The sequence below is a fragment of the Deinococcus sp. genome (assembly GCF_030523985.1).
In the GTDB taxonomy this organism is placed as follows: Bacteria; Deinococcota; Deinococci; order Deinococcales; family Deinococcaceae; genus Deinococcus.
In genome coordinates this window covers 1-17908 of the sequence record NZ_JAUNHK010000006.1, presented here as the reverse complement: position 1 = coordinate 17908, position 17908 = coordinate 1, and the positions used below count along the sequence as shown (strand labels likewise).

16 protein-coding genes are annotated in these 17908 nt (G+C 64.8%); 7 read left to right on the top strand and 9 right to left on the bottom strand.

The window, feature by feature from the left end:
• Positions 1–21: 21 nt before the first annotated feature.
• Positions 22–1206, bottom strand: coding sequence for an N-acetyl-alpha-D-glucosaminyl L-malate synthase BshA (bshA, locus tag Q4C89_RS02020; RefSeq protein ID WP_303100937.1), 1185 nt, complete (start codon positions 1204–1206; stop codon positions 22–24).
• Positions 1207–1376: 170 nt separating this feature from the next.
• Here bshA and Q4C89_RS02015 point away from each other — a divergent pair, with 170 nt between their 5' ends.
• The 3 genes from Q4C89_RS02015 (at position 1377) to Q4C89_RS02005 (ending at position 4696) form a co-directional block, all read left to right on the top strand.
• Positions 1377–2282: a DegV family protein gene (locus Q4C89_RS02015; RefSeq protein WP_303100936.1), complete on the top strand. Its 906-nt coding sequence runs from the start codon at positions 1377–1379 to the stop codon at positions 2280–2282.
• Positions 2283–2434: 152 nt separating this feature from the next.
• Entirely contained in the window at positions 2435–4033 is a 1599-nt protein-coding gene (locus Q4C89_RS02010; protein WP_303100935.1) for a peptide chain release factor 3, read from the top strand.
• Positions 4034–4135: 102 nt separating this feature from the next.
• The gene (locus Q4C89_RS02005; protein ID WP_303100934.1) at positions 4136–4696 is read left to right on the top strand and encodes a C39 family peptidase; all 561 of its coding nucleotides are present in this window, start codon (positions 4136–4138) and stop codon (positions 4694–4696) included.
• Positions 4697–4756: 60 nt separating this feature from the next.
• Here Q4C89_RS02005 and Q4C89_RS02000 read toward each other — a convergent pair whose 3' ends face one another.
• Entirely contained in the window at positions 4757–6073 is a 1317-nt protein-coding gene (locus tag Q4C89_RS02000; protein WP_303100933.1) for a S41 family peptidase, read from the bottom strand.
• A gap of 242 nt (positions 6074–6315) precedes the next feature.
• Here Q4C89_RS02000 and ftsE point away from each other — a divergent pair, with 242 nt between their 5' ends.
• Genes ftsE through Q4C89_RS01985 form a run of 3 tightly spaced genes read left to right on the top strand, consistent with a single transcriptional unit; the run spans position 6316 to position 9586 of the window.
• Positions 6316–6999 carry a cell division ATP-binding protein FtsE gene (gene ftsE / locus Q4C89_RS01995; RefSeq protein WP_303100974.1) on the top strand — a complete coding sequence of 228 codons (684 nt, stop codon included), beginning with the start codon at positions 6316–6318 and terminating at the stop codon, positions 6997–6999.
• Positions 6999–7859, top strand: a complete 861-nt coding sequence (locus Q4C89_RS01990; RefSeq protein WP_303100932.1) for an ABC transporter permease — start codon at positions 6999–7001, stop codon at positions 7857–7859. Before ftsE ends, Q4C89_RS01990 begins: the two co-directional genes overlap by 1 nt.
• Positions 7856–9586, top strand: a complete 1731-nt coding sequence (locus Q4C89_RS01985; RefSeq protein WP_303100931.1) for a peptidoglycan DD-metalloendopeptidase family protein — start codon at positions 7856–7858, stop codon at positions 9584–9586. The genes Q4C89_RS01990 and Q4C89_RS01985 overlap by 4 nt, the downstream gene beginning before the upstream one ends.
• Before the next feature lie 221 nt (positions 9587–9807).
• Here the strand turns inward: Q4C89_RS01985 and Q4C89_RS01980 are convergent, their stop codons facing one another.
• Both Q4C89_RS01980 and Q4C89_RS01975 read right to left on the bottom strand, forming a co-directional pair.
• Positions 9808–10428 (bottom strand): CAP domain-containing protein, encoded by a 621-nt coding sequence (locus Q4C89_RS01980; protein ID WP_303100930.1) that lies wholly within the window; start codon positions 10426–10428, stop codon positions 9808–9810.
• A 152-nt stretch (positions 10429–10580) separates the two neighbouring features.
• Complete coding sequence (locus Q4C89_RS01975) at positions 10581–11744, bottom strand: ABC transporter permease (protein WP_303100973.1); 1164 nt, start codon at positions 11742–11744, stop codon at positions 10581–10583.
• A 155-nt stretch (positions 11745–11899) separates the two neighbouring features.
• On the opposite strand from Q4C89_RS01975, the gene Q4C89_RS01970 reads away from it, so the two are divergent.
• Complete coding sequence (locus tag Q4C89_RS01970) at positions 11900–12466, top strand: superoxide dismutase family protein (protein WP_303100929.1); 567 nt, start codon at positions 11900–11902, stop codon at positions 12464–12466.
• A 100-nt stretch (positions 12467–12566) separates the two neighbouring features.
• On the opposite strand, the gene Q4C89_RS01965 is transcribed toward Q4C89_RS01970, so the two are convergent.
• The 5 genes from Q4C89_RS01965 to Q4C89_RS01945 are packed head-to-tail and all read right to left on the bottom strand — an operon-like array spanning position 12567 to position 17685.
• Entirely contained in the window at positions 12567–13781 is a 1215-nt protein-coding gene (locus Q4C89_RS01965; protein WP_303100928.1) for an acyl-CoA dehydrogenase family protein, read from the bottom strand.
• Positions 13778–14254, bottom strand: a complete 477-nt coding sequence (locus Q4C89_RS01960; protein ID WP_303100927.1) for a hypothetical protein — start codon at positions 14252–14254, stop codon at positions 13778–13780. The genes Q4C89_RS01965 and Q4C89_RS01960 overlap by 4 nt, the downstream gene beginning before the upstream one ends.
• Complete coding sequence (locus Q4C89_RS01955) at positions 14251–15912, bottom strand: acyl-CoA carboxylase subunit beta (RefSeq protein WP_303100926.1); 1662 nt, start codon at positions 15910–15912, stop codon at positions 14251–14253. The genes Q4C89_RS01960 and Q4C89_RS01955 overlap by 4 nt, the downstream gene beginning before the upstream one ends.
• A gap of 50 nt (positions 15913–15962) precedes the next feature.
• The gene (locus Q4C89_RS01950; RefSeq protein ID WP_303100925.1) at positions 15963–16826 is read right to left on the bottom strand and encodes a hypothetical protein; all 864 of its coding nucleotides are present in this window, start codon (positions 16824–16826) and stop codon (positions 15963–15965) included.
• A gap of 4 nt (positions 16827–16830) precedes the next feature.
• Positions 16831–17685, bottom strand: a complete 855-nt coding sequence (locus Q4C89_RS01945; RefSeq protein ID WP_303100924.1) for a hypothetical protein — start codon at positions 17683–17685, stop codon at positions 16831–16833.
• Positions 17686–17908: the final 223 nt, after the last annotated feature.

Below are 17908 nucleotides of genomic sequence, written 5' to 3'. Positions count from 1 at the left end.
CCCCGGCCTTCCTCGCCACCCTCAGTCTTCCCCGGCCAGCCGCCGATAAGCCGCCAGATACTGCGGCACGATCAGGCTGGGGTGAAAGCGGTCCACGGCGGTGCGGCGGGCCGCCTGCCCCATCCGCTGATAGGTCGCTTGGTCGCGCAGGATCCGCAGGGCATTGTGGGCCATATCGTCCACGTCGCCCACCGCCGACAAAAAGCCGTTGACGCCGTGTTCCACCACTTCGGGAATGCCGCCCGCGTTGGTGGCGACGACGGGAACTTCGCAGCTCATGGCTTCCAGCGCCGCCAGACCGAAGCTTTCGTGTGAACTCGTCAGCAAAAACAGGTCGCTGATGCCCAGCACCGTCTGCACGTCGGGAAACGACCCCAGAAACTGCGTGCGCCCGATGACGCCCAGTTCGCGGGCCAGTTCAAAGGCGCGGGCGCGTTCGGGGCCGTCGCCGATCATCAGCAGGCGCGCCGGAATCTCGGAGGCGATGCGGGCAAAAATCTGCACCACGTCTTCCACCCGTTTGATGGGCCGGAAGTTGCTGACGTGGACAATCAGGGCTTCTTCGGGATGGGCGAAGCGGGCGCGGACGCCGGGGTCGGTGATGCGCTGAAAACGGTCGCTGTCCACGAAGTTGTAGATGACTTCGATGGGCCGCTCCACGCCGAAGACTGCGCGGGTTTCTTCGGCCAGCGAGTGCGACACGGCGGTGACGTGGTCGCTCTGCTCTATCGCGTGGCGGGTGGTGTGCTGAAAGGCGGGGTCGGTGCCCACCAGCGTCACGTCGGTGCCGTGCAGCGTGGTCATGACTTTGGTGCGCCGGGTAATGGAACGGGCGTGCAGCGCCGCACTCGCGTGGGGAATGGCGTAGTGGGCGTGGGTCAGGTCTACGCCGTGTTCCAGAATCACTTCGGTCAGCGTGTTGGCGGCGCTCAATTCGGGAAAAGGCTGTTCGAAGAGGGCATAGGCGAAGTTGCTGACCTGATGGAAATACGGCCCGCGCAGGCCCTGGCACCCGGTCAGGCGAAAGGGCATGGCCGTGCCGATAAAGTGGACTTCGTGCCCGGCGGCGGCCACCTTGAGACCGAGTTCGGTGGCGACCACGCCGGAACCGCCCGCCCCGGTGTGACACAGCACCGCGATTTTGGGCGACAGGCTGCGGGCGCCGGGCGAGGACAGCAGGGAGGAAGAATGCTCGGAGAAAGGCATCGCCGCGAAGTATAGGGGTGGGGTGTCAGGAAAGCCGTCGGCTGGCCTACGGTAGACGGCCCTGCGGGGAAATGAAGAATAAGGAAAAGCGGGGCTTATCACATCCTGCCGTGGCCGCGAACATGGACAAACGTAAAGCGCGGTTTTTTCCGTTGCGTCATAGTGGACTCATGTCGTTTGCCTTGGTCACCGATTCCTCCAGCGACTTGGCTCCCGAGGTCGCGGAGCAACTCGGAATCCGTATCCTCCCTCTCCGGGTTGTGGCCGGTGAACACTACTATTTGGATTGGCTCGAATTTGGCCCCAGAGAAGCCCTGGAATATTTGCAGCGCGGAGAATCGTTCCAGACCTTCCCCCCCCGGCACCAAGCATTCGAGGACATCTACCGGGAACTGCTCGAACGGCACGACTTTGTGGTGAGCATCCACACCAGCGCCCAGCTCGCTGGCACGCTCCAGCGGGCACGCCGGGTCGTGCTGGAGCAGCGGCTGGGGGCGCGGGTCACCGTCATCGACAGCGGCATGACCTCTATGGGGCTGGCCGAAACCGTGCTGGCGGTGCGCGAAGCCCTGCTGGCGGGGGCCGACGGTGACGCCGCGCAGGCGGTCGCCCAGCGGGTCAGGCGCGACGCGGTCTGTCAATTCACCGCTCCCACGCTGGAGTATCTGCGGCAGTTCGGTCAACTGACCCGCGCTCAGGAGGTCATGGGCAACCTGCTGGGCATGCGTCCGGTGCTGGGCTTCGGCGACGGGCGGGTACGCCTGTACCGAACCGTGCGCCAGAACGAAGTGCTGGAAGACATGGTCCGCCACCTCGAAGACCATTTCGGTGACCTGCCCCTTTCGTTGGCGATTGTTCACAGCGGCTCCACCGCAGAGCAACTGCCCCGCATGCGCGAAGTCGTGGAGCAGAGCCGCCTCAAGGTGGTGCGTGGCCGGGTGCAGGTCGTGGGAGCCGCCGTCGGGACGCGGCTGGGGCCGGGGGGCTACGGGTTTTCGGCCCTGCCCGCCAACACGGTCGAGCGGGTGCTGCGCGAGTCGCCCGCGGTCGCCAAACGTCGGCTCGGGCGTCACTGAGCGCCACGGTGGGCCGAAACGGGCCGCAGCGGGTATGATGGCGGGCATGTCCGTCTTCCCTTCGCCCCCGTGAGCGCAGGTCGAGGACCGCCCCAGTTTGACCCGCCCTGTCCCCAGACTTTCAGGCTCTGCCGCAGCCTGCCGGAGTTCCCATGACTGCCCAAGAACACAACCCCGCCGCCCTGGAGCGTGAAATCCATCGCCGCCGCACCTTCGCCATCATCTCGCACCCCGACGCCGGGAAAACGACCATCACCGAAAAGCTGCTGCTGTACGGAGGCGCCATTCAGGAAGCGGGCAGCGTGACCGCCAAAGAAGGCCGTTCTCATACCAAGTCCGACTGGATGAGCATCGAGCAGCAGCGCGGGATTTCTATCTCAAGCAGTGCGCTGACCTTCGAGTATTTCGGACGGCACATCAACCTGCTCGACACTCCTGGACACCAGGACTTTTCAGAGGACACCTACCGCACCCTCACCGCCGCCGACTCGGCGCTGATGGTGCTGGACGCGGCGCGTGGTGTGCAAACCCAGACCGAGAAGCTGTTTGCCGTGTGCCGCAACCGTGGCATTCCCATCCTGACCTTCGTGAACAAGATGGACCGACCCGCGCTCGACCCCTTCGAGTTGCTGAGTCAGGTGGAAGACACCCTGAAAATCACCGCCGTGCCGCTCACCTGGCCCATCGGCGACGGCCCGGATTTCAAGGGCGTGTACGACCTGCAAACCGGGCAGGTGCTGGCCTTCGAGCGCACGTCGGGTGGCAAGCACCGCGCTCCCGTGCAGACGGCTGGCCTGGACGACCCGCAACTGGACGCGCTGGTGGGCGCTGACCTCGCCGCCAAGCTGCGCGAGGACGTGGAACTGATTCAGGGGGCGATGCCCGAATTTGACCAGGAGCAGTTTCTGGCGGGCGAACTGACGCCGGTGTTCTTCGGATCGGCCATGAACAACTTCGGCGTGGAGCACTTCCTGAGCAACTTCGTGGAACTGGCGCCCCCGCCTGGGCCGGTGGAAACCAACCTGGGCGAACGCGAACCCACCGCCCCCTTTGCGGGCTTCATCTTCAAATTGCAGGCCAACATGAGCAAGCAGCACCGCGACCGCACGGCGTATATGCGCGTCATGTCGGGCGAGTTCGACCGGGGCATGGACGTGATTCACACCCGCACGGGCCGTAAGCTGAGGCTGTCGCAGGCGCACACGCTGTTTGCCCAGGACCGTGAAAAGGTGGAAGAGGCCTACCCCGGCGACATCGTGGGCCTCGTCAACCCGGGCGTGTTCCAGATTGGCGACGTGGTCAGCGTGGACGGCAAGCTCACCCTGCCCAGCTTCCCGCGCTTTACGCCCGAAACCTTCGCCACCATTGCCCTGAAGGACGTGGGCAAGCGCAAGGCGTTTATGAAGGGGCTGACCCAACTCGCCGAAGAAGGCGTGGTGCAGGTCTTTTACCCCACCGACGGGGCGCGTGACCCGTATCTGGGCGCAGTCGGGCCGCTGCAATTCGAGGTGTTCCAGGCCCGCCTGGGCGAGGAATACGGCGTGGAAGTGGAGATGAACGTCACTTCTTACCAGTTGGTGCGCTGGCTGGCGGGCGACCCGACCAACGTGGCCCGTTTTGCCCGCCACGTGGAAGACGACCAGGGCCGCCCGGTGATGCTGTTCCGCTCCAAATACGACCTGGAATACACCGCCGAGCAGCATCCCGAAATCGAGTTTTTGCCGCTGCCCAAAGATTTGACGCGCGTGTAAGCGAACAGGGGAGAGGGCGGAATGCAGTCGTCCTCTTAACCCTTTTCCCTCTGCCCTCCCCCTGAAAGGCCCCTGTGATGCCCCCCGGCGCACACTGGGGCCGTGCGTGTTTTTCGTTCCTTCCTTCTCCTGATGGCGCTGGGTGCCGCGCCTGCTCTGGCGGCTCCGGCACAGGGCTATGTTTTGCAGGGCGTGCCGCTTGTTCGGCAGACCTACAACGCCTGCGGCCCCGCCAGCATCGCGCAGGTGCTGGGGTATTTCGGCCTACAAATGAGCCAGCAGGACATCAGCCGCCTGACCCGGCCCAACGACCGCGCCTACATGACCGCGCAGGCCATCTTGGACTTCGCGCCTCAGGTGGGGTTGCAGGCCAAACTCTACGCGGGCGGCAACCTGCAAACCGTGCGGGCCGCCATCAAGCACGGGCTGCCGCTGATTGCGCTGCAATCCCACATTCCCCAGCCCGGCAAAGTCATTCCCCACTGGCGCGTGATTGTGGGCTACAACGACGCCCAGCAACTCGTGTACCTGATGGACCCGCTGCTCGGTTACGTCGCGCTCAGCTTTGCCGACTTTGATCGGGTCTGGCAAGGGCAGCGCGGGCAATTTGCCGTGATGTACCCGCCGCAACTCGGCAAGACGGTGACTCAGGTCATCGGCTGAGCCGGAACTGCGAAAAGCCGCCCCCGTCACTGGTTGGGGGCGGCTTCTGGGTACCGATTTTTACTTGAGGACTTCGACGGCCTTCTTCAGAATCGCGTCGTTTTGCAGGTCCACCGTCGCCTCGCCCTGCACGGTGCTGCGGGTCTGGTGCTTGATTTCCCCGACGTAGGTGAACTTGCCGTCCTTGTCGGCGGTCACGGTCACGGGCTTGCCGCCGACAGTCAGCGTCAACTTGGTGCCGGGGGCCACGCCGCTGCCCGTGAAGTTGAGCGGCACGGGGAAACGGGTGTCCTTGACCAGGATGTCAGGCGTGATGCCCTTTTTGTGGATTTCGCGGCCCTTGGGGGTAATCCAGGCGCTGTTGACGATGGCGACCTTGCCGCCGTCGGGCAGGGTAATCGGCACCTGGGCCACGCCCTTGCCGAAGGTCTGCTCCCCGATGATTTTGGCGCGGGCATTGTCCTGCAGGGCGCCGCTGACGACTTCGCTGGCGCTGGCGCTGTTCTTGTTGACCAGCACGACCAGCTGCCCGGTGTAGTCGCTGGCCTGCTTGCGGGCGCTGCCCCAAACTTTGGGCTTGGCGTCGCGCTCGCGCAGGCTGACGATGGGGCCACTTTGCAGGAACTGGTCAGCCACGTCCACCCCGGCGTTGAGCAGGCCGCCGCCGTTGTCGCGCAGGTCGAGAATCAGCTTCTTCACGTTCTTCTTCTTCATGTCGGCAATCGCGGCGCGGAACTGGGCGCTGGCCTGCTCGTTGTAGAAGGTGCTCAGGGCCACGTAGCCGATGTTGCCGGGCAGAATGGTCTTTTCGACGCTGACGATGGTGACCTTGTCGCGCTTGAGCTTGACGGTGTAGGGCTTGCCCGCACGGGCGAACGTGACGACCACTTCCGACCCGACGGGGCCGCGTACCTGCTTGACAATCTCGTCGAGTTTGGCGGCAGACACGTCTTTATCCCCGATCTTCAGGAACACGTCCCCGATTTGGACGCCGCCTTTGAAGGCCGGGTTGTCCTTGTAGACGTTGTCCACCTTACCGCCGGTGCCGTCGTTGTTGGCGGCGGTGAGCTGCACGCCGATGCCACCGAACGACCCGGCGAGGTTCTGGCTGTCGATCTCGTTGCTTTCGGGTTCGGTGTAGTAGGTAAACTCGTCGTTCAGGCTGCCGAGCGCGCCGTTGATGGCTCCGCGCAGCACCTTTTCCTGGTCTACAGGGTAGAGGTAGTACTTGTTCAGGTCATTGAGTACCTGCACCAGGCTGCGGCCTTCGGGCGTGCTCGCCAGGGTCTGCGGCGTGTAGCCGTTCATCTGCGCGGCGGCGACGGCAGCGGTCACGGCGAGCGTGCCAGCCACCAGAAACATGCGATTGGGCTTCATCGCGCCATCTTAGGTCGCCGGGTCTGACGCTGGGTGAAGCCTGTTTGAGTGTCTCCGACCTGCCCGCCCCCGGACCCGCGCTGGGCGGCACTGCGGCGGCCCCTACCGATGAGAGCGTGTCCCATACGCTCTTCATGGTTGCTCGGCCCGGCTGGGCTATGCTGGACAGTGAGCATGTCGTCACCTTTTCCTTTTTCGTTCCCAGGCCACCCGGCGTGGCGTCCTTTCAGACGGGGAGCGGCGTGATTCAGTTCAGGAACGTCACCCTGGAATATCCCTCGACCCATACGCTCGCCCTCGACAACCTGAATGTCGACATCGGAGAGGGCGAATTCGTGTACCTCGTCGGGCACTCGGGGGCGGGCAAAAGCAGCTTCATGAACCTGATTCTCAAGCGTGCACTCCCCACCAAGGGCGAGGTGATGCTGGCGGGTCAACCGCTGTCGTACTACCGGGGCCGCCGCACCCACCTGCTGCGCCGCCGCATGGGAACGGTGTTTCAGGAAAACCTGCTGCTCGACCACCTGAACGCTTACGACAACGTGGCTTTTGCGCTGCGGGTGGTGGGCGTGCCGCAGCGCGAGTGGCCGCAGCGGGTGACGGTGGCCCTGAGAACGGTGGGCCTGGAACACAAGAAATATGCCCTCCCCATGCAGCTTTCGCTGGGTGAGCAGCAGCGGGTGGCGATTGCCCGCGCCATCGTGACCGACCCGCCGCTTCTGCTGGCCGACGAACCGACCGGAAACCTCGACCCCGACAACAGCCGCGAAGTGCTGAAGGTGCTGCAAAACGTCCACCTGCGCGGTACCACCGTCATCGTGGCGACCCATGCCCGCGACCTGGTCGAAACGTTCCGCCACCGGACCCTCACCCTGCGCCGGGGCAAACTGGTGCGCGACGAGCATCTGGGAGGCTACGCGCTGTGATGTACCACCTGCGTCAGGCCCTGCTGGCGATGCGGGCCAATCTGACCGCCACGCTGTCCACCCTCACCACCATGACCCTGACCCTGCTCACGCTGGGGGGCGTGCTGCTGCTCACGCTGAACGTCAACCGTACGTTGGAGCGCCTCGAATCTCAGGTGGAGGTGGCGGCCTACCTGACCCCGGCGGCCAAGCCCGAAGAACTTCTGCGAACGGTGCGGGCCTATCCACAGGTTATTGAGGCGCGGCTGGTCACCAGCGAGGAAATCCTCAAGGAAATGACCCGCGACTATCCCTACACCCGCGAGGCCGCCGAACTGACCGGCAACCCCTTTCCCGACACCCTGCGGATGCGGGTGGGCAAGGTCGAGGACTCGCGCCGGGTGGCGGTGGCGGCCCAGGTGCTGCCCGGCGTGGAGAGCGTCGAGTACGGCGAGGACTACATCGACTCGGCGGTGCGGGCGCTCACGGCGGTGCGGGCGGTGGGCTACGGCATGGTGGCGCTGCTGCTGCTCGGCACCCTCTTCAACATCCTGAACGCCGTGCGGGTCGCCATGTTTGCCCGCCGCAACGAAATCAGCGTGATGCGCCTGCTGGGGGCCACCCGCTCCTTCATTCGCATGCCGCACCTGATTGAAGGCATGTTGGTGGGTCTGGTCGCCGCCACCGTCGCAGTCACGGCGCTGGCCCTGGGCTACCGCACGCTGGCCGAGCGACTGGTGCTGTTCGCGCCTATCTTCCCGGTGGTCACCGACTGGGACGTGCTCTGGCCGCTGCTGCTGGGAGTGGGCCTGCTGGGGGTGCTGGTGGGGCTGGTCGGCAGCCTGTTCGCCACGCGCCGTTACTTACAGGAACTCGAATGAAGATGAGGTCGCCGCGCTCGGTCTGGGCGCCCTCATCTTGGGCGGGGGGGGCGCTGCTGACAGTCGCTCTGCTGAGCGCCGTGGGCGGGCCGCTGCGGGCCGGGGCGCAAAGGGCTTCCCCCAGCCTGACGACGGGAACCACCCTGACGAGCAAGCGTCTGGAGCAGCTCCAGCGCGAACTGATCGAGCAGCGCCGCCTCAGCACGCAGCAAAAAAAGCAACTGAACGAGGTCCGTGCCCGCCTCAGCCGCCTGAGCCAGCAGCAGAAAGAGGCGCTGGACGTGCTGGACGCCCTGTCGTCGCAGGTGGGCGAACTCGAAAACGAACTGGCCGGGGTTCTGAACCGAATTGCCGCCGCCGAGCGGGAACTGCGCGAGACGAAGGCCGAACTGCAAATCACCCAGGCCAGGGTCGCCACCCTCAAAACGGACATGCGGGCGGTCATGCAAGCCCTCTACCGCGAACGCAACACCCAGTACATCCGCTTGCTGTCGCAGTCGAGCAGCCTCTCGGACATGCTGATTCGCCTCGACTACGCCAACATGGCGGGCCAGCGCAACCTGGAGGTCCTGGCCGAACTGCGCTCCGCCAGTGCCGAACTCGGGCGCCAGCGCGTCCGGCAGGAGCGGCAGGCGGCGGCTTTGCGGTCGTTGCAGGGCGAGCGGCAGGAAAAACTGGCCCAGCTGCGCGAGCGCCGGGCGCAACAGGGGCAGCAACTCGCCCGCCTGAAGCAGACGGTGCAGGGGCAGCAGGCCGTCGCCGTGCGAACCCAGGCGCAGCAGGCCCTGACTGCCCAGACCATCAACGAACTGGTCGGCGGCGTGGTCAAGGAAAAGACCCGCCTGGAAGAGGAACGCCGCCGCCGCATAGAGGCCGAGCGCAAGCGCCGTGAGGAGGAAGCCCGCCGTATCCGCGAGGCCCAGGAACGGGCACGCCGCGAGGCCGAGCGACTGGCCCGTATTCGCGCCGAGCAGGAGCGCCGGGCACGCGAAGCCGAACTCGCCCGCCAGCGTGCCGAGGCCCAGGCCCGTGCCGAAGCGCAGGCGCGGGCCAGAGCCCAGGCCGAGGCCGCCGCCCGTGCCAGGGCGCAGGCCGAAGCGGCCCGTCAGCAGTCCGCGAGGGAGCAGGCGGCCAGAGAGCAGGAGCAGCGCGCCAAAGAACAGGCCGCCCGTCAGCAGGCGCAGGCCCGCGCCGCCGCCGAGGCCCGGGCGCAGCAGCAGGCCCAGCAAGCCCGCGCTGCATTACAGGCCCAGCAGGCGCGGGAAGCCGCCGTCGCCCGCGAGCAGCAGGCCCTCCAGGCGAGGCAGGCCCAGGTCGCCCAGCAGGAGCAGCAACTCGCAGCCGAGCAGCAGGCGCTTCCCGCCACTGTGCAGCGCAGTAACCTGGGCTTTCCGCTTCCCGGCGGCAAGGTCGCGGCCCCCTACGGAACGTCCGGGGCACAGTGGGCGGTCATCAGCGGCAACGAGGGTGAGCGGGCCGTGGCGGCTGAGACGGGCAACGTCATCGCCGCCGCCTACTACGCCGCGCTGGGCTGGGTGATTCTGGTGGACCACGGCGGCAACGTCATCACGGGCTACTTCGGCCTGCAAGACACCCAGGTCGAGGTCGGTCAGCGCGTCACACGCGGTACGCCCCTCGGCACCATCGGCGGCAGCCACATCTTCGGGTTGGACCGCATGGCTTTTCAGGTGCGCCAGGGGGAAACGCCCGTCGCGCCGCCCTTCTGATACCGCTCTGAAAAATAGTTTGCGTATGCGAACTGTTTTTCCGAACGGAGTGAGCAGGAGAAACTACGGGTCTGGGCGACGCGGAGCACATTCGGGTGCTTTTCCCGGATGTGCGGAGTAAAGCTCAGACCCGTATGATTCAGCCCGACAGGAGGGCGACCGAAAAAGTGGAAGGGAAACGTGGCTCGGCGCTCCGTCTCCCTTCCTTCGCCCTGCCAGTTTTACCAGCGTGTGCCGAAATCCTGCACCCAGTAGTACTTGTAGGCGCTGCTTGCCGAATAGCTGTAGCCGATCCCGATTTCCCTGAACGCCGGGTTCATGATGTTGGCGCAGTGACCGGGACTTTTGAGCCAGCCGTCCACGACCGACTCGGGGGTGGGGTACCCGGCGGCGATGTTTTCGCCCACCGTGCGCCAGTTGTACCCGGTGGCGCTGATGCGCTGAGAAAAGCTGCGCCCGTCCTGGCTGGTGTGGCTGAAGTAGTTGCGGGTCGCCATGTCGGCGGCGTGCGCCTGGGCCGACCGTTCAAGCAGAGAATGGTAGACCAGCGCCGGGGCAGCAGCGTAGAACTGTGCGCCGCAGTTCCGGCCCTGAGCGCGGGCCGCGTTGGTCAGGTCGAGAACGCGCTGCGCGAAGGTGCTGCCGGGGGTGGCCACGAGCGCGAGGTTGGTGTCACTGAAGGCATCGGGGATATCCGCCTCCCTGGACTGCGGTGCAGAGGCCCCGGGGGTGGGGGTGTTGGCGGAGGCGGTTGCCTGGCTGGCAGACGGCAAGTGCTGTCCACAGGCGACCAGGCTCAGCAGGGCGGGGGTGAGGGTGAACCACGCTTTGCTTTTGAGCATGGCGTCATTAAATATTAATCTTCCGGTCAGGAAGTGAGCTGTCGGCTCTCATTTCTCATAAAACTCAAAACCTCTCTACAAAGACGTGCTTTTCTTTATGAGTACGATTTCTAACAGAAAGTATTCATGAGAATCACATCAATGGGTCATCCTCAAACCCGGCCCAGCGCCTCGGTAATGCTCAGCCGACTGGCGTTGCGGGCGGGCAAAAGCCCGGAGAACAGACCCAGCAGCAGGCTGATCGAGAGGGCGAGCAGCGTCAGCCGGGGTGTGAGAGCCGCGGCGTCAATGCCTGCGAGGTTCTGCGTGTAGGCGTTGACGCCCCAGATTCCCAGCAGGCCCAGCAGCACGCCCCCGATGCCGCCCAGAAGTGAAAGCAGCAGCGATTCGCTGAGCACCAGCGCCCGCACGAAGCCGGGCCTGGCTCCGATGGCCCGCAAGGTGCCGAATTCGCGGGTGCGCTCGAAGACGCCCATCATGACGGTGTTGGCGACAGCCAAGCCGCCCACCACCAGCGCAATCAGCGAGATGCCGAAGCGCACGGCGTCGCTGATTCGCATGGTCTTTTCCAGAAAGCCCAGCAGGTCGGCCTGGGTCTGCGCTTCCACGTTCAGCCGCTCTGAAATGGTCCGGGCGATGCCCTGGGCGCGGCGCACGTCCCTGACCTTGACCGCAATCATGGACACCTGGCCCGTGACCCCTTCGGCCCGCTGCTGCACGTCCAGCGGCATGAAAATCGAACTGTCGACCAGCCCCGCCCCCGGCGCGAGAATGCCCACCACCTTCAGGCTGCTGCGGCGATTGAGGTTGAGGGTACTGCCCAGGCCGAGGTGAAGGTTCTGCGCGGCTTTGGCCCCCAAGACGGCAACCGGCTGCCCCACGTCCTGTGGGCGCAGGTCACGGCCCAGCGAGGCGGCGGCGTCGGGAAAAAGCGCCTGGATGCCTGCCTGGGCCGGAACGCCATACAGAAACACGCCCTGGCTGGGGTCGAGCCCGCCGCGCACCGTCAGCATGGTCGGGGTCACGGATTCGATGCCCAGTTCGGGAGCCAGCTTTTCTATGTCGCCCACCAGACTTTGCGGGACATTGGGCGTCAGTGAAAAGCCTCCCTGAGACATCCCGGTCAGGCTGACCTGAATGTCGGGGCCGACGCCGCGCATCTGCTCGGTGAAGACCTTGCGGATGCCCTCGCCCAGCGACAGAAAAATGACCATGCTCGCCACCGCCACGGTGATGCCCAGCGTCGTCAGGGCCGTGCGTACCGGGCGGCGCACCAGGCCGCGCCAGGCGAGGTGCCACAGGTCTGTCCAGTTCATCGTGCTCACCTGCTCAGCCTAGAGCGTGCGGGGGGTTGAGCGGCAAGAAATTTGTGACAGCCTTGCGAAAGCCGCTATTGGCGCGGCAGGCGTGTTTGAATAGGCTCTGAACTGGTGCCCCCGCGCTCCACCCCCTTATTCCCTGGAGGTTTCTCATGTCTAAGCGCTCTGTCTTGTCCACCCTGCGTCTGTCTGTTCCCGCCCTCGCACTCGGCCTTTCGCTGACGGCCTGTGCCGACCTGGGCCAGCCCACCGTTAGCGCCGAACTCAAGGATGCAGGCGGCAAAGTGGTCGGTCAGGCGACCTTCCGCCCCGAGGTCATCGGCACCCGCGCCAGCATTGAAGTCAGCGGCCTGACGCCGGGACAACACGCCCTGCACATCCACGAGAACCCCAAATGCGAGCCTGGTCCCGACGCGAAGGGCAAGGTCATTCCCTTCGGCGCGGCGGGCGGTCACTTCGACCCCGGTGCCAGCAAGAACCACGACCACCCCACGACGACCAACGACAAGGGGCACGGCGGCGACCTGCCCATGATTGAAGTCGGTGACGACGGCAAGGGCAAGCTCAATTTCGACACCAACCGCGTGAAGATGAGCGGCCCGACCAGCGTGCTGGGCCGCAGCATCGTGATTCATGAGGGCGCCGACGACTACCAGACCGACCCCGCAGGCAACAGCGGCGGGCGCGTGGCGTGCGGGGTGTTTGTCGCCATCAACTGAGGTTGAGGGTCAAGCGGCCAAGAAAGAGGGCCAGCCTCCCAAGCGCGGGGCTGGCTCTCTTTGCGGTCTATTTGGACTTTGCCAGGCAGCGTGGACGCCTTTATTCCTGCGCGAACCGCTTCAGCACGTCGCGGCTGATCACGAGGCGCTGCACTTCATCCGTGCCTTCCCCGATGCGGGTCAGGCGGTTGTCGCGCCACATGCGCTCGACGGGGTATTCCTTGATGTAGCCGTAGCCGCCGAGCATCTGAATGGCCTCGTCGCAGGCTTCCACGCCCACGGTGCAGGCGAACAGCTTGGCGCGGGCGACGGGGATGGTGAAGTTCTGGCCCGTGTCCTTCAGGTCGGCGGCCTTGCGAATCAGCAGGCGGGCGGCTTCCAGCTTGGTGTCCATGTCGGCCAATCGGAAGGCGATGTTCTGGTTGTAGGCAATTGGTTTGCCAAACTGCTTGCGCTCCAGTGTGTAGCGGGCGGCGTACTCGTAAGCGCCGCGCCCTAGGCCCAGGCCCATGGCGGCAATCCCCACGCGCCCACCGTCCAGCACGCGCATCACGTCTTTGAAGGCGTTGCCGCGTTCGCCCAGCAGGGCGTCAGCGGGCAGGTGGATGTCCTCGAAAATCAGTTGGGCAGTGTCCGAGGAGCGCAGGCCCAGCTTGTCTTCCTTGCGGCCAATGCTGAAGCCCTTCACGTCGTCGCGGTTGAACACGAAGGCGCTGATGCCGTCGTTTTTGCCCTTGCCTTGGCGGGCGGGGTCGGTGCGGGCCAGCACCACGTAGGTGCCTGCCACGCTGCCTTGCGTGATGAAGTTCTTGGAGCCGTTCAGAATCCACGAACCGTCAGGCTGTTCCTTGGCGTTGCTGAGCATGCCGCCGCTGTCCGAGCCGCTGCCGGGTTCGGTCAGCCCCCACGCGCCCAGCTTCTTGGCGCTGGCGAGGTCAGGTAGGAACTTGCGCTTTTGCTCCTCGGTGCCGCCGATCAGGATGTGGCCCTGGCACAGCGAGTTGTGCGAGGCCACCGTGAGGCACAGCGAGCCGTCCACAGTGGCAATTTCCTCGATGATCATGGCGAAGGTGGCAGTGTCGAGTTCCGCGCCGCCGTACTGCTCAGGGGTTTGCGCCCCCATGATGCCCATTTCGCCCAGTTCCTTCACGATGTCGAAGGGAAATTCGCCCGTCTGGTCGCGTTCGGCGGCTCCGGGTTCCACTTTGTTTTTCAGAAAGGTCTTGAGGCTGGAAATGATGGTGCGCTGGTCGTCATTGAGGGGGGCGACATTCGGGTTGGCGGTCTGGCTCTGGCGTTCGAGGGTGCTGGTCATGGGTGCGTCTCCTTATCCGTAGGGGCTTCGGTGTAGAACAGCGTGCCGATGGTGAGCAGGACTTCCTCGGCGAAGAGGGTCAGGCCCGTAAGTAGGGTTTGGATTTGCGGTTGGCGCAGGTCGGACAGCAGGAAGGAAGCGTCAGTCATCAGACGAAGGATGCCGTCCTCGTCGCTGCTGAGGGTACTACGAGCGAAAACGCATTCGTCACGCACTTCGGCCAGGAGCTCTGGCACTTTTCCGGCATCTGGCAACTCACCTGGGTCAATCGGTGCGAAGTGCATCGCTCGCACGGCGACAGCCCTCGGCCCAAGTTCCAGCGTGTGTAGGGCGATTTCCACGCCGTCGTCAGGCAGCGAGGAGCCACCCCTGATAGCGGCGAAAAGAACTCCGTCTTCAAAAGCGGTTTCGATGTCCAGAGCGTTCAACTTCTCGGACAAATCGCGCAGGAGTGGTGGCGTCGGCTCGGTCACACCTGAAACACTCCCACCTTGAACTCCTCCTGCTTCGGATTCTGGGCACACGCCTCCAGCGCCCGAATCAGCCTTTCGCGGGTGTCGTTCGGCTCGATGATTTCGTCCACCCACAACCTCGCGGCGGCGTAGCGGGGGTCGAGCTCGGTGTCGTATTTAGATTTCACCTCATCGTAAAGACGCTGCAATTCCTCTTCGTCGGGGTCGTGACCTGCGCGTTTCAGGGCCGCCAGTTGAATGTCGAGCAGCGTCTTGGCCGCCGCGTTGCCGCTCATCACGGCGTATTTGGCACTGGGCCACGCGAAAATAAAGCGCGGGCCGTAGGCTTTGCCGTTCATGGCGTAGTTGCCCGCGCCGAAACTGCCGCCCGTGATCAGGGTGATCTTGGGAACCACCGAGTTGGAAACGGCGTTCACCAGCTTGGCCCCGCGCCGGATAATGCCTTCCTGCTCGGAGTCGCGGCCCACCATGAAGCCGGTCACGTCGCTCAGGAACACCAGCGGCACGCCCGCCTGATTCGCGTCCAGAATGAAGCGGGCGGCTTTGTCGGCGGAGTCGCCGTAAATCACGCCGCCAACCTCAATGCGAGTTCTCAGGCCCGGCTCGCCGCCCGACTTCAGCTTTTTCTTGATGACGGTGCGCTGATTCGCCACGAAGGCCACCGGGTAACCGCCCATTCTTGCAAAGCCGCAGACCAGCGTTTCGCCGTATTCGGGCTTGAACTCGTTGAATTCGCCGCCGTCTACGATGGAGGTAATCAGGTCGCGCACATCGTAGGTTTTGGAGCCGTCGAAACCGACCAGCTCGGTCAAATCCCGTTCCGGGGCGGGCCGCGTTTCCTTGCGGCGGCGGGCAAAGGGGGCCAGTTCGCCCTGCGCGTACAGGTCGGCCAGGGCGCGGATACGGGCAATGGCGGCCTCGTCATCCTTTTCCTTGTAGTCCACCGTGCCCGCAATGGCCGCGTGCATACTCGCGCCGCCCAGTTCCTCGGACTCCACGATCTGCCCGATGGCGGCCTTGACCAGCGCCGGGCCAGCCAGGTAAAGGCCGCTGCCCTCGGTCATAATCAGCGTGTCGCACATCACGGGCAGGTACGCGCCGCCCGCCACGCAGTTGCCCATGATCGCGGCAATCTGGGGAATGCCCGCCGCCGACATCCGCGCATTCAGATAAAACACCCGCCCGAAGTCGTCCTGGTCGGGAAAGATCTCGTCCTGCATGGGCAGGTACACGCCCGCCGAGTCCACCAGATACACCACGGGCAAGTGGTTTTCCAGCGCAATGGTCTGCGCCCGGATCACCTTTTTGGCCGTGATGGGGAAAAATGCGCCCGCCTTCACGGTGGCGTCGTTGGCAATAATCATCCAGGGCCGACCCTGAATGGTTCCGATGCCCGCTACCGTTCCCCCGCTGGGGCAGCCGCCCACGTCCTGATACATCTCCCAGCCCGCGAAGGTCATCAGTTCGTCGAAGGGCGAGCCGTCGTCCAGCAGGCGCGATACGCGTTCACGGGCGGTCAGGCGGCCCTTTTCGTGTTGCCGCTGTTGCGCCTTGGGGCCGCCGCCAGCGCGGACTTTGTGCTGGTCGGCCCGGAGGCGTTCCAGTTCGCTTTGCCAAACAGGTTGAGCTTGCGCCGGAGCGCCGTCGGTTGCTGTCATGTGTGGCGCAAGTGTAACAAACGGTTGTTAGGTTTGGGGAGGGGTGACGCTCAGGGGGCAGTAGGCATGCCCACAGGCCAGTTCTCTACCACGCTCACCCCGCCCCACGCCAGATAATTCGTGATGCCAGCGTGCATGATAGACACCCATTTTCCCGCCTTCCAGGGCGTGAGTTGCTGGTGCTCACCGACAGAAAACAGCGCGTAGAAATTGCGCCGCGCCCCGTCATACTCCGAGAGCCTGACCAAGATTTGCGGTTGGCTGGCGCGAAAGCTGAAGGCCCGTGAGCGCCCCGCCGCGTCCCGTGTGCAGAAGGCTGCGCCGCCATGCACCTCTAGGCCGCCCAAATCGGCAGGAAGTTGCGCCCGTCCGCTGATTCGCTCGGGATGGTTGCCCCAGTAGTTCCTGCCCGCCACGCCCGAAAAGCCCGACGAGGACGACAGAAAGCTGTCCCTGTCCAGCCCGCGACAGTCCACCCGCACCGCTGGCAACAGCGCAAAAGCCACGCACCCCGCCAGCCACAGCCAGGGCACCAGCACGGGTTGACCCTTTTCGCGGCTGGCCCGCCCGACCATTTGCGTGACCAGCGCCAGAGCGGCGGTAATGATAGCCCCACCCAGCAACAGCGCGGGAAGCAGTCCCCAGAAACTGTAGGGCAGCGGGTTGTTGGGCGACAGCACCAGTCGCAGCCCCAACACGCCCGCCCCGACCAGCCACAGCACCAGCCCCAGCAGCGCCACGGTGAAAAACGTGCGTGAGAACGTCCAGCCGCCCTGTCCCCGTCTGGGCGCAAACGTCCACAGCGCCGCGCCGCCCAGCCACAGCGCCAGCAGCGCGGGCAGCGGCACGCCCCACACGAACCAGGACGCGAGATAACCGAGGGCAAAGGCGAGGGGGAGGTAGAGGCGAGTCATGGGTTTATTCCTTGAGCAGTGCGGCGACTTCGGGGGGCAGTGCGGTGTAGACGGGGTACGCGTCCCAGCCCAGCCCACCATAGGGCGAACGCTCGGCACGCAGGCTGAGGTCGAAGGGCATGTCCCGCACCGCCATCCAGCGCGTCAGTTTGCGGTGGTCGCCCACGCTGAAGGCGGCGGCGTAGGCTTTCATCCCAGGCTGCACCTTTTCCGTCAGGTGGACGACCAGCAGCGGGCGCACACGGTCAAAGGAAAAGATTCGCCGCTGACAACCCACCACGCCCGCCCGAACATGCTCCATCTTGAAGGCGGCGGGCAGTTCGGCGCGGTCAGGCAGTTGCTCGGGATGCTTGACCCAGCGCGGCACGCGGGCATGACTTTGAAAATCGCTCTGGAAACTCAGGAAATCGTCAGCCTGCAAGCCTCGGCAATCCACCCGCACCGCTGGAAAGAAGGCGAACGCCAGCACCCCCGCCAGCAGGAGCCAGGGCGCAGGCGTCGTCTGCAAGGTTCGTTCAGTGCGCCTGAGCCAGACGAGCAGTGGCGTAAGCAATATCAGCGACAGCAAGAGGGCAAGAAGTGTCAGCAGCAGGGCAAGGCCCGTCCATTCATACGACGACCCCAGACGGAACACCGCCCCCAGAGCCGCCAAGCTGACCAGCAACAGAGCAAACCCCGTCAAAATCCCCAGCAGGGCGGCGAAGTCTTTTAACCCTGCCCCGCCCCCCTCGGCCCAGGCAAGGGCAAGCATGAGCGTCAGCAGCAACGCAAAGAGCGGCAAGGGGGCCAAGCCGAACACGAACCAGCCGAGCAGATAACCGACAGGAAGCGCCAGAAGCCAGAGCGGAGGCCGCAGCATACAGGGGCTAGCCTAGCCTGACTTTCTGTTGTCTGTCTGATGGTGTGGGTAAGGGTCTAAGGGTAAAGTTAGCGCATTTGAAAAAGACACCCCCACCCCTTGCTTTGCAAGGCCCTCCCCCATCAAGGGAGAGGGTCAGAAAAGGCCAATTCATTCGTATGTCAAATGCTCTAGTGGATGACCAAGGGCATGATTGGGGCTATTCGGCTTGCCTGTAGTGACG